Below are 13290 nucleotides of genomic sequence, written 5' to 3' on the forward strand. Positions count from 1 at the left end.
TTCGAATCAAATTCCCGTCTGAATAGTAAGACATGGATCGAGAGACAATCGTATCATCCGATGCCACTACAATACCAAATTGGTTGTTGGTAGCAAAGGCCGGAGATAAAGAGACCTGCCAAGTTGTCTGATTGGTCCCAGTGTCATAGGAATACGTAATCGCATCGATAATGGTATTGTTTCCATTTTGTGACGCATCACTACCTGCCAATGTTCCGGAGTAGATGTATTGAGTCACTCCATTGGAATCCACATAGGAAGTTGGGGTATTGCTGGTCACTGATTCACGACTTGCTGATGCTGCAATCGATGACAAATCAATTGCAGCAGAAGTAGCTTCTTCTGTCTCAATTGTTTCTGATGAAGCATCCGCTGTTACTTCTGAATCCTCGCTTGTAGCCGCTGTTGTTGTCGGTCCCATAGTGACCGTATCAGTCGTTGCCAACGTATCAGTTGAAACCTCGGAAGAAGTAACTGTTTCTTCAGCCCAAACGTGCTCATTCACTGGCAAAGTCGCGCCTAAAAGAGCCCCTGCTGAGAGTGCTCCTTTTATCCATGCAGAAGATAATGATTGTTCTTCTAAAAGGGGAGTAACTTTTACTTTTTTCTCTTTCTGAGAAGAAGATTTACCAACTAAGACAAAGCCAATTTGAGTCAAAACTGTACGTACCCAGTTTTTCCCAGACTTGTGCATTTTTACACGTGTTTTTCGGGAAGTTTCACTATAACCTTTTTTAATTGAACGATTGTGCATAGATATCCTCATCATTTTTAAAAATTGATAAATATTATACCAAATTTCATTCGTTATTTCAAATAATTTGATAAAAAGGCTCCATAATCTCCATAGTGGATTTACCCACTACAGAAATTATAGAGCCAACTTATATCACGAACGCCATTGAGCTACCCTATTCCAATGCTAAACTGGAAGCGACCAATAAACTCATCAAGGACATCAAGAGACAGGCTTTCGGCTTTAGGAACTTTAAGAACTTTAAAACTAAGATTTACATCGCTTTGAATATTGAAAAAGAGAGAACGAATTTCGTCCTCTCTAGGTGTTAGCTTTTCGTCTACCCACTACAGTTGACAAAGAGCCAAAAAATGCCAGGTTTCCCTGACATTTTTTAGATTACAAAACTAATGACTAGTATTATAAATCTTTCGTATGAACAGTTTCCTCAGTCCCTTTTTTCCGACGTTTGTAGAACGCACCCAAGAGCAATCCTGCTCCAACAAGTCCTAATGTATCATCACTATTTTCACCTGTGCTTGGAAGAACACGTTTGTTCGGTGTTTGACTTTCGGAACTTGGTTCAGAAACTGATTCGCTGACTGATTCTGATACTGACTCTGATGCTGACTCTGAAATGGATTCTGAGACTGACTCAGAGACGGATTCTGAAATAGACTCAGAGATTGATTCTGATACTGACTCTGAAATGGATTCAGATACTGACTCGGAGATTGACTCAGATACTGATTCAGAGATTGACTCAGAAACTGACTCGGAAATTGATTCAGAAACTGATTCTGAAATGGACTCTGATACTGATTCTGATACTGACTCGGAAATTGACTCAGATACTGATTCTGATACTGACTCGGAAATTGACTCAGAGATAGATTCTGATACAGATTCTGAGACTGATTCAGAGATGGACTCTGATACTGATTCTGAGACTGACTCGGAAATGGACTCAGAGACTGATTCTGAGACTGACTCGGAAATGGACTCAGAGATAGATTCTGATACAGATTCTGAGACTGATTCTGAAATGGACTCAGAAACTGATTCAGAAATGGATTCTGATACTGACTCAGAGATGGACTCGGAGACTGATTCTGAAATCGACTCAGAGATTGATTCTGATACTGATTCAGAGATTGACTCAGACACAGATTCTGAAATGGACTCAGAAACTGACTCGGAAATTGACTCGGAGACTGATTCTGATACTGACTCAGAAATTGATTCAGAAACTGATTCTGAGATGGACTCAGAGACGGATTCTGAGATAGACTCAGAGATTGATTCTGAGACTGACTCGGAGATTGACTCGGAAATCGATTCTGATACTGACTCGGATACTGATTCTGATACAGATTCAGAAATAGACTCAGAGATGGATTCTGAGATAGATTCTGAGATGGACTCAGAAATGGATTCTGAGACTGATTCTGATACTGATTCAGATACTGACTCGGAGACGGATTCTGAGATTGACTCGGATACTGACTCAGACACTGACTCGGAAATTGACTCTGAAATTGATTCAGAAACAGATTCTGAAATGGACTCAGAAATTGATTCTGAGACTGATTCAGAGATTGACTCAGACACTGACTCGGAAATAGATTCTGATACTGACTCGGAAATTGACTCTGAGACGGATTCTGAAATGGACTCAGACACTGATTCTGAGATGGATTCTGAGACTGACTCGGAAATTGATTCTGAGACTGATTCAGAGATTGACTCAGACACTGATTCTGAGATGGATTCTGAAACTGACTCGGAAATTGATTCTGAGACTGATTCTGAGATGGATTCTGAAACTGACTCTGAGATAGATTCGGATACAGATTCAGAAATAGACTCAGATACTGACTCTGATACGGATTCTGAAATGGACTCGGATACTGACTCGGATACGGATTCTGAAATGGACTCAGACACTGATTCTGAGATGGATTCTGAAACTGACTCTGAAATTGATTCTGAAATGGACTCTGATACTGACTCAGAAATTGACTCAGAGATAGATTCTGAGACTGACTCGGAGATGGATTCAGATACAGATTCTGAAATTGACTCAGAGATGGATTCTGAGACTGATTCAGAGACTGATTCAGACACAGATTCTGAAATGGACTCAGAGATGGATTCTGAAATAGATTCAGAGACTGACTCAGAGATGGACTCAGAAACTGATTCTGAGACTGACTCGGATACTGATTCTGAGATGGACTCTGATACAGATTCAGAAATAGACTCAGATACGGATTCTGAAATGGATTCTGAGATTGATTCTGATACTGACTCAGAAATTGACTCGGAGATCGATTCTGATACAGATTCACTTACTGACTCGCTGATCGACTCAGAGATGGACTCAGACACAGATTCTGAGATTGACTCAGAAATGGATTCAGAAACTGATTCTGAAATCGATTCTGATACTGACTCGGAGATTGACTCAGATACTGATTCTGAAATGGATTCTGAGACTGACTCGGATACTGACTCGGATACAGATTCACTTACTGACTCGCTGATCGACTCAGAAATGGATTCAGAAACTGATTCTGAAATCGACTCGGATACTGATTCACTGATTGACTCAGAGATTGATTCCGAAACTGATTCGCTGACTGACTCACTGATTGACTCAGAGATGGACTCGGAGATTGACTCGGAGATTGACTCTGATACAGATTCTGATACAGATTCAGAAATAGACTCAGATACTGACTCTGATACTGATTCAGAAATAGACTCAGAGATGGACTCGGAGACGGATTCTGAGACTGATTCAGAAATTGATTCAGAAACTGATTCTGAGATGGACTCGGATACAGATTCAGAAATCGACTCGGACACTGACTCAGAAATTGACTCTGAGATAGACTCAGATACGGATTCTGAAACTGATTCTGAAATAGATTCACTTACTGACTCAGAAATTGATTCTGACACTGATTCAGAGACTGACTCGGATACTGATTCACTGATTGACTCAGAGATTGATTCCGAAACTGATTCGCTGACTGATTCTGAGATAGACTCTGATACAGATTCTGATACTGACTCGGAGATTGACTCTGAAATGGATTCTGAGACTGACTCTGATACGGATTCTGAAATGGACTCAGAGATGGATTCAGATACGGATTCAGAAATCGACTCGGACACTGACTCAGAAATTGACTCTGAGATAGATTCAGATACGGATTCAGACACTGACTCAGAAATTGATTCTGAAACTGATTCTGAGATTGACTCTGATACTGACTCAGAGACAGATTCTGAAATGGACTCGGATACGGATTCTGATACAGATTCAGAAATAGACTCAGATACTGACTCGGATACGGATTCAGAAATAGACTCAGATACTGACTCGGATACGGATTCTGAAATAGATTCGGAGATGGATTCTGAGACTGACTCAGATACCGATTCTGAGACTGATTCAGATAAGGATTCTGACACTGACTCTGAAACTGACTCGGAGATCGATTCAGATACTGATTCAGAGATTGACTCTGATACGGATTCTGAGATTGACTCAGAAATTGACTCTGATACGGATTCTGAGATGGATTCTGAAACTGACTCGGAGATCGATTCTGATACAGATTCACTTACTGACTCGCTGATCGACTCAGAGATGGACTCAGACACAGATTCTGAGATTGACTCAGAAATGGATTCAGAAACTGATTCTGAAATCGATTCTGATACTGACTCGGAGATTGACTCAGATACTGATTCTGAAATGGATTCTGATACTGACTCGGAGATTGACTCAGATACTGATTCTGAAATGGATTCTGATACTGACTCGGATACTGACTCGGATACAGATTCACTTACTGACTCGCTGATCGACTCAGAGATGGACTCAGAAACTGATTCTGAAATCGACTCGGATACTGATTCACTGATTGACTCAGAGATTGATTCAGAAACTGATTCGCTGACTGACTCACTGATTGACTCGGAGATTGACTCTGATACGGATTCTGATACTGACTCAGATACGGATTCTGAAATGGACTCTGATACGGATTCTGATACAGATTCAGAAATTGATTCAGAAACTGATTCAGAAACTGATTCTGAGATTGACTCGGATACAGATTCAGAAATCGACTCGGACACTGACTCAGAAATTGACTCTGAGATAGACTCAGATACGGATTCAGACACTGACTCAGAAATTGATTCTGAGACTGACTCTGAAATGGACTCAGAAACAGATTCGGATACTGACTCGGAAATCGATTCTGAGACTGACTCTGAGATGGATTCAGATACGGATTCAGAAATCGACTCGGACACTGACTCTGAAATTGATTCTGAGATGGACTCAGACACAGATTCTGAAATGGACTCTGAGACTGACTCAGAGAGCGATTCTGATACTGACTCAGAGATTGATTCTGAGACTGACTCAGAAATTGACTCGCTTACTGACTCTGAGATGGACTCAGAAACTGATTCTGAGATGGATTCTGATACTGACTCGGAAATAGATTCAGATACAGATTCTGAGACTGACTCGGAAACTGATTCTGATACTGACTCGGAGATAGATTCGGATACAGATTCAGAAATTGACTCGGAAATGGATTCTGATACTGATTCAGAGATTGACTCAGAAACTGATTCTGAAATGGACTCTGATACTGACTCGGAGATCGATTCTGATACTGACTCGGAAATTGACTCTGAGATAGATTCTGAGACTGATTCACTTACTGACTCGCTGATCGACTCAGACACAGATTCTGAGATTGACTCAGAGATGGATTCAGATACGGATTCAGAAATCGACTCGGACACTGACTCTGAAATCGACTCGGACACTGACTCGGAAATCGACTCTGATACGGATTCTGAGATGGACTCTGAGATAGATTCTGAAATGGACTCTGATACTGACTCGGAAATCGACTCTGATACGGATTCACTTACTGACTCGGAGATTGATTCTGATACTGACTCTGAAACTGATTCTGAGATGGATTCTGACACTGATTCAGACACAGATTCTGAGATGGACTCAGAAACTGATTCTGAAATGGACTCTGATACTGACTCAGAAATTGACTCGCTTACTGACTCTGAGATGGACTCAGAAACTGATTCTGAGATGGATTCTGAGACTGACTCGGAAATAGATTCAGATACAGATTCTGAAATGGATTCAGAGATGGACTCAGATACGGATTCAGAAATTGACTCTGATACCGATTCTGAGACGGACTCGGAAATTGACTCGGATACCGATTCTGAGACGGACTCGGAGATTGATTCTGAGACTGACTCAGAAACTGATTCTGAAATAGATTCTGATACTGACTCTGAAACTGATTCTGAAATGGACTCGGATACAGATTCGCTGACTGAACTGCTGAGAGATTCAGAATTTGAAATCGATTCTGAAGTACTTACTGATTCAGAATTTGAGATAGATTCTGAAGTACTTGTTGACTCAGAATTTGAGATAGATTCTGAAGTACTTGTTGACTCAGAATTTGAGATAGATTCTGAAGTACTTGTTGACTCAGAATTTGAGATAGATTCTGAAGTACTTGTTGACTCAGAATTTGAGATAGATTCTGAAGTACTTGTTGATTCAGATAGTGATGTCGATAGCGACTCCGAACTACTTGTATTAGCAGTATACCAATGAGTAGTTTGCGTCAATGTTGGACTTGCTGGGTTGGTAAATGACAACGGTTGGTTGATACCGTAAAACGACATTTTTTGATCAGGATTATCAGTTGTTTCTCCCGAATACGGTGTACGTACAAACATGGTATGAATACCAGTATAGTTTCCATCAGCTGGTAACCACAATACTATATATTTTAGAGTTCCATTGGTATCGCTTGTTAAATCAAGGTTAGGGTTAACATCAATCACGAGACTCTGCGTTCCTGAAAGATACAAATCTGATATTGAGGTAACTGCGGTACCGTTATCAAATCCATCTGTATATGTCCATCCAACAGGCATTCTCATTACAGAATAATTGTCTAAAATAGAAGTATCTATTGTAAAGCTCGTACTAGTCCCTGCTGGAACAATCTCACCTGTTGTACCAAAATGGAAGAATCCACTCATGTCTAGAGATGTAAAGTCATGTGTGCCTGTATAAGTAGGATCAATAAGATAAAGGCTCTTAGTAATCGTTCCATCTGTTCCGATAGGTGTTGCGGTTAACTTCAGACCAACCACAGAAACATTACGCGACCTATCTAAGTAAGTAGCGCCAGCTGCCTTTGTCACTGTCGTCGTAGTAGTCGTTGACGAATTGTAGTCGTAATCCGGGAATTCACGTGAGTCTGAAGCAGTATTTGTCAAACCAGGCAATGTAGTGACAGTATAGGTCGCTAACGTAGTATCTGTATTTAGTACCTTATAATAAGTTGTTGCATCAATTGTCTTCGGAACCAAGGTCTTATCTTGGATTGTATTTCCATTAAAGGTGATACTAATATCACCTGCAACTGTATCTGAAGCAGAATCACCTGAATAAGTTACAACAAACGGAACATTAACCCCTGAAGTAGATTGATAAGTTGTAAAGTTCGTTGTGTCACCAATATTCATGTAACTTGATTCGAGAACATTACCTGATGAATCAACCAACTCTACCAGAACTGAGGAGGTAGATGGATCAGCTGATGCTGACATTCGGAAATAAGATCCACTAGTAGAAGTTCCACCAAACCAACTATTAACAACGGAATCATACCAACTAGACAACGGCGAATAATTAAACGTGTAGTAACCTTCTACACTAGTTGCTACCATCGTACCAGAAGTTGCTGAGGATACTGATGCTCCATTAGCATCATCCATTGACGGAGTAGCTGACACAGCATCAACAAGTGTACCAGTGCCTGAACCAATCGTCGTTGTGCTAGCAGCTTCAGCAGTTGCTTGCTCAAGAGAACTGTTTTCTACAGCAATTGTTTCTGATGAGGTTGAGCTACTAGAGTCTGTTCCCGTAGTCAACTCGACTGTTTCTGTCTCTGCTAATGTCTCCGTACTCAATTCCGAAGCAGTTACCACTTCTCCAGACAAAGCCGCTTCGGCAACAACACCTCCCGCCAAGGCAGTAGCCGTTGCCAGACCACGAAGCATCTGGACAGATGACTTGTTAGTTGTATTCTCAACTTTTACATTTTCCGACGCACTTCCTTCCAAGCGTATGAGTCCGATTTGCGACATAATTGTCCGTACCCAATGTTTTCCAGATTTGTGCATTTTTACGCGTGTTTTTCGCGAAGTTTCTTTATAACCTTTTTTCGATGAGCGATTATACATAAATATCCTTCTTTATTTTTTTAAAAATACCTCTCCATTGTACTAAACTTTATTTCCAATTACAACAATTTTGAACCGATTAATTTTTCAAATATTAGAATCGACTAAACTTTTATCGAATAAAAAACCCTATTATCATTTTCATAAACTGAAAAGATAATAGAGCTTATTTTATCATCTATGTAAAATAATGTTACTCACACTTTTAAAATATCAGCCCGACAATTAGTATTCTAGTAAAGTCTGCTAAAAATAAATAAAATAGTATTAATTTGACCCCTTGCCGGAAGAACTTAAACTGCATCCGAACTATTTCCAGAAGTAACCATATTCGACGCCGCAAACAGGGGCATTGGTTTCACAGAGGCATTTGTAAGTCGTCTGTCTCAAGTTGAACCAAATAGACTCTATATTTTCTCAAGGCATTTGCATCTAAGCTCACGATTTCTTTAACTGCATAATGCAATTGCCTATTGATAAGATTACTATGATTAGTTTCTCTTCCCATATCATCTATTTTTGTAAGATGAATAAAGGTCCAGTTTAACAGAAATCTGTTTATACAGCTCCATCTGACCAGCTGACAAAGCATCCTTCTGGCATTTTTCTAAACGTGCTACATATGAAGCCAACTGAGCCTTGGTGTCATACCCTAGGGCAAGCAAAAGCGCTAACCTTTCCTCAGCATTCGAAATCATCGTCGCGATGTCATCTAGCATAGTGGTTCGAGATAATCCTTCTGCTCTCTGAGAATAGTAATAAGGGCCCTGATTCGTGAAGTGAATCTGATTTGCCTTCAGATAAAGCTTATAGATTGTCGCATCGTCCTCTCGCAAGCGACCAATCGGATAGCGGATATCTCCAAAAAGCTCTCTCTTAAACAATTTAAGCGGGGAGAAGGTAAAGGTCAAGTGCATATTGTTCTTCATATTTCCTTCCAAATCTAACCACTCTTGTACAGAATAAACCCGTTCGAAGTAATTATCTTCATTTTGGAAGAAAAGGAAACTCTGTCTTTCTTCATTAAAAGAAGTAAAGTTTACCGCCGCAATGTCCGAACCCGACTGTACGGCTGCTGTATACAAACCTTCTAAATAAGTATCTTCAACAAAATCATCTGAATCCACAAATGTAATAAAAGCCCCACGCGCCAATTCAATACCTTTATTGCGGGCCGCTGATACTCCAGCATTAGTTTGGTGAATCAACCGAATCCGTTGGTCCTTCTTGGCATATTCTTCTAAAATAAAGGCGGAGCCGTCTGTCGAACCATCGTTGATTAAGATAAACTCACAATCCTGATGAGTCTGTTTCAGCAGTGAATCCAAACAACGTTTCAAATATGGCTCAACATTATAAACCGGAACAATCACGCTGATCAAGCTAGACTCTACCATCTTTTTGGGAGCCTCAATCCCTACCCATGCTACAACTTGATTCAAATAGGTCCTATCTACCACATCCTCGACATGTTCATCGTAATTGAATTCTGCGGTATGCTTATGTGTTAGTTTTACCTTGTGCGACGCCTTCATCTGGTACCATTCATATTCCGAATCAATATGCCCCAAATCAATAGCTTGATAGCCCCTTCTATTCAAGTCGTAAGCTAGCACTTTAGCTGTTGGACCTAGCATTAAAAGAATCAAACGATTGTCTGCTGCTGCCAACACTTCTGGTAAAATTTCATCATAGTAGCTAAAAGCGTTCTTAGATGGACAAACAATCCGATGAACTGACTGAGCATTGGAAAACAAATCATTGCCCATTCCAGAACGAGAGGTCTCCCCCTCCACAATCAACACATCGAGCCCTTCCCAAAGACGACGGATTGATTGAAAATACAAGTCCGATTGACTCTTATCTACCAAATCAATGTAAGGGCGAGACAGGAATGTTGAACCATACCAATCTGACTGACAGTTTGTCTTGTAAAAATCACTATATTTATCAAAATGACTCCGCCAAAACAGTTGCGCATTCTGATTATACCGCTCCATGCCTTCAAAAACATCCGGCAAGCAAACTAAAAAATCCTCACTGCTCTGTAAATGCAAAATCCCTAACAAGGCTTGAGCTAGATCTTCATCATAATCCTGATATGGGATACTGTGCCCTGTCATTACATCAATTTCCCCATCTCCAAAGCGAGCCACAGATGCCCTATTTTCTTGGATAAATCTTAAGCTGTCTAAAATCGGTAATACCCGAATATCTTGTAAATCTTTCATTCTCCACCATTACACAAAGCTTTAAAAACAGCTTCGGTCAATAATTTTCTCGTAAAATACCCCTGACGTAGTAAGGGATTGAAATTTCGCACCGACTCTACCATACTCTGATAATCTTGAGGGGTCATCTGTTCTATTTTTTCCACAGCCTCATCTAGACTATCAACTACTATCCCTAGCCCATTGTCCTCGATTAAGGTTTGATTCGCAATACCTCTTTGGACCAATACGGGTATTCCTGCCGCCAAGAAGCTCCCCAATTTATAAGGGCAGTATAACTTTTGATATTCCTTATCGTGGTCATCCATCCAGACCAGACCAAACCCTCCTGCGGACATTTCCATCAACAATTGTTCCGATGGCCGGTATGGAAAGTACCGAACGCTATCTGGTAAGTCAACAGATTGACTAGCATATAAATTGAGTTGGATAGGATAAGACCAAGATTGGACAAAACTAAATCGATCTGGTGACCCTGGAAAGTGGATTACCTTTTTAAACGTCGCATCCTGCATAGGAGTCTGAGTCGGTTGATCCCACATTCCTTGGATAACTGTTTTTTTAACCGTCAATCCATGGGCACGTAAGGTATCAAGCATAGCCTGACTTGGTGCAACAATAACATCTGCTTGATTGTAATATGCAATCGTTCGGTCCATGAGGTAGTAGTTCCCAGCAAACATCAGCGGAACCACATCGTGGATAAAAATTACAATTTTAATCCGATATGCACGTAGTTTAGCCATGAGCCGCTCATCAAAAGCTGTTGTATTCCAAGTTGGAGTTTGAAAAATCACCACATCTCCATGTCGCAATCCAGCAACAATCCCATCGATTCGCTTGCTCAATTCCTCAGGACTATCCGTATCCATCCGATACGCGTGAATCCCCATTTCTCGGTAGCCAAGAGAAACGGCAACATCTGTTACCATATTCTGACCAAGTTGAGCAGTACTTGACCCTGCATGACCATTGATATTTGTAATATATACTCGCATTAGTTTTTCCTGTATTTTTCTAGCAACTTCAAACGAAAATTCAATTCTTTATAAGCAGCAATATCACCCTGACGAAGTTTACTATCACGGTTAATCCCTCCGCGCCATTCAAAAGCCTTGATTTCTCGTTCTAAATCAAAACCAATTAATCCCAAGACTTCCAGACGTTCCGTTACTGGAACTGTACCAAAAACTGTAGCCAAATCAGCTACTTCTGTCATTGATTCTTTATTTACTCGATAAATCAGACTAGATCTGTGCATATAGGCAATCTTATCCGCCATCAGATAGAGTTTCCACGTAGTACGATCATCCTCGCCAAAACCATCCGTTGGATACAAAACCGTCTCAAAGAGCGACTTTTTATACATTTTACTCCAAGGAACAGTAAAGCAAGAGCTGATATTATTGGGGACCCCATACTGATAAGCAAACCATTCCTCTGGAGTATAGACTGCCTCGTAGTAATCCTCTGGCCCAATGTGAAGTAGATACCTTCCCTCTTCTTCTACATATTTAGTAAAATTAGAGATGGCTACATCACTACCTGTACGTTGCATCAAATCATACAAATCACTGACATGATTTGGATCAATCCAGTCATCAGCATCCACAAAGACGATATACTCTCCTGTCGCGATCTCTAACGAGGTATTTCGTCCTGCTCCCAATCCTTCATTTTTAGGTTTATGGACCACACGAACACGAGAATCCTTTTGTTTGAATTCTTCACAGATGGTAGCTGTCCCATCCCTTGATCCATCATTTATAAGTATAATTTCCAAATTTTGATAGTCTTGCTTCAATATGCTTTCTACACATTGACTTAAATACTTTTCACCGTTATAAACCGGAACGATAACACTGACCTTTTCCATATTTACCTCGTCTTATTCTTAGTTCCAAATTCCAAATTGATGATGAGCAGACCAAAGTCCTGTCACAAAAGATTGGATTAATTCAGGGTCTGATAAAAAATCTGCCAAGGACTGTCCTTCCAAGAAACCATAAGGACTCACATGACCAGTAAACGCGCGACATCGTTGCTCTATCTCCTTACGCACCTTCAAATATGCATCCGAATTTTCTAGAGGCTGGTTAACATCGTACCCACCTGCCAAAAATTCCTCTGCTGTCATATGATGCGCCAACTCACGTAGACTACGAAAGCGGGCTTCCTCAAAGTTTGGCAACTCAATGTTGAGAACAGGTGTTCCCAAAGCCAAACAAGGCAAGGTCCCATGTAAACGAGTCGTGATGACAAAACGAGCAGATTGATAGAGATAAAGGTAGTATTTAGCCACCTTCATTCGATGGCTGGGGGTCATGTACTGGTGGTTAACATCTGCACTCATGCGCAAGACTGGCAAGCGGGAATCTTTCTGTACCTTGTCAAATACATCATTTGGTAGATCGATCGCTAAAATAAAATCTTGTTTTCGAATATACTTCTCCGGTTGAAGGGTCAAGGTTAAACACCCTGACCAATAAGAATCTACACCTAACGATTCTAGAAAATCTTTGGTATCCTGACTTCTGGCTCCTACTGGCTCATGACGCTTGAAAAATGCCTGATTTGCAGGAGATGAAAAAGCCTCCTTGACGGGTCCGTCTATGTACATAGAAATCAAAAGAGGATCAATTTGGCTGTGTTCCAGCAGGAAATTTTCTGGTCGATGCGAGTACCAACCATTCATAATTAATTTAATCTTCTCATCTGTATCTGGCTGAAAGTCATTCATATAATCACGATTGATATAGTAATCAACTCGTGGCAAAAATCGATTAGCTGCAATCGACTGAATATCATCACCAATATTTCCTGTTGTATAGGTGAAAAGTGCATATTTTGTCATTTCGGTTTCATTCTATAATTGATTTTTATCCTACAAATCTAGAACCAAAGCTACATTAAAATATAACGTTTCTGATAGATACCTACTTTATCAACGTTCCTACAATCAGCACCTTCATGAAACAAAAAAGTGGT

General features: G+C 40.4%; 6 protein-coding genes and 2 pseudogenes. 2 read left to right on the forward strand and 6 right to left on the reverse strand.

Annotated elements, in window-relative coordinates:
- Nucleotides 1-269 precede the first annotated feature (269 nt).
- Nucleotides 270-617, forward strand: coding sequence for a hypothetical protein (locus AC4CS8_RS08215; RefSeq protein WP_493892759.1), 348 nt, complete (start codon nucleotides 270-272; stop codon nucleotides 615-617).
- Nucleotides 618-655: 38 nt separating this feature from the next.
- Here AC4CS8_RS08215 and AC4CS8_RS08220 read toward each other — a convergent pair.
- Nucleotides 656-769 (reverse strand): annotated as a pseudogene (locus tag AC4CS8_RS08220) (KxYKxGKxW signal peptide domain-containing protein); the annotation flags it as partial.
- A 113-nt stretch (nucleotides 770-882) separates the two neighbouring features.
- Between AC4CS8_RS08220 and AC4CS8_RS08225 the strand changes: the two are divergent.
- Nucleotides 883-1068: pseudogene (locus AC4CS8_RS08225) on the forward strand (transposase); the annotation flags it as partial.
- A gap of 88 nt (nucleotides 1069-1156) precedes the next feature.
- Here AC4CS8_RS08225 and AC4CS8_RS08230 read toward each other — a convergent pair.
- From AC4CS8_RS08230 to AC4CS8_RS08250, 5 genes are all read right to left on the reverse strand, one after another.
- Nucleotides 1157-8071 carry a KxYKxGKxW signal peptide domain-containing protein gene (locus AC4CS8_RS08230; RefSeq protein WP_493893883.1) on the reverse strand — a complete coding sequence of 2305 codons (6915 nt, stop codon included), beginning with the start codon at nucleotides 8069-8071 and terminating at the stop codon, nucleotides 1157-1159.
- Between the two features lie 509 nt (nucleotides 8072-8580).
- On the reverse strand, nucleotides 8581-10302 hold the full coding sequence (locus tag AC4CS8_RS08235) for an SP_1767 family glycosyltransferase (protein ID WP_493892760.1): 1722 nt from the start codon (nucleotides 10300-10302) through the stop codon (nucleotides 8581-8583).
- On the reverse strand, nucleotides 10299-11300 hold the full coding sequence (locus AC4CS8_RS08240) for a sugar transferase (protein WP_493892761.1): 1002 nt from the start codon (nucleotides 11298-11300) through the stop codon (nucleotides 10299-10301). The genes AC4CS8_RS08235 and AC4CS8_RS08240 overlap by 4 nt, the downstream gene beginning before the upstream one ends.
- Nucleotides 11300-12178 (reverse strand): glycosyltransferase family 2 protein, encoded by an 879-nt coding sequence (locus AC4CS8_RS08245; protein ID WP_493892762.1) that lies wholly within the window; start codon nucleotides 12176-12178, stop codon nucleotides 11300-11302. The genes AC4CS8_RS08240 and AC4CS8_RS08245 overlap by 1 nt, the downstream gene beginning before the upstream one ends.
- Nucleotides 12179-12196: 18 nt before the next feature.
- Nucleotides 12197-13156, reverse strand: coding sequence for a polysaccharide pyruvyl transferase family protein (locus AC4CS8_RS08250; protein ID WP_493892763.1), 960 nt, complete (start codon nucleotides 13154-13156; stop codon nucleotides 12197-12199).
- Nucleotides 13157-13290: the final 134 nt, after the last annotated feature.

The sequence above is a fragment of the Streptococcus sp. NSSLK0004 genome (assembly GCF_059039125.1).

Coding starts and splice junctions, on each gene's coding strand:
- AC4CS8_RS08250 (WP_493892763.1), bottom strand. CDS start 13,156: ATGACAAAATATGCACTTTTCACCTATACAACAGGAAATATTGGTGAT.
- AC4CS8_RS08240 (WP_493892761.1), bottom strand. CDS start 11,300: ATGCGAGTATATATTACAAATATCAATGGTCATGCAGGGTCAAGTACT.
- AC4CS8_RS08235 (WP_493892760.1), bottom strand. CDS start 10,302: ATGAAAGATTTACAAGATATTCGGGTATTACCGATTTTAGACAGCTTA.
- AC4CS8_RS08245 (WP_493892762.1), bottom strand. CDS start 12,178: ATGGAAAAGGTCAGTGTTATCGTTCCGGTTTATAACGGTGAAAAGTAT.
- AC4CS8_RS08230 (WP_493893883.1), bottom strand. CDS start 8,071: ATGTATAATCGCTCATCGAAAAAAGGTTATAAAGAAACTTCGCGAAAA.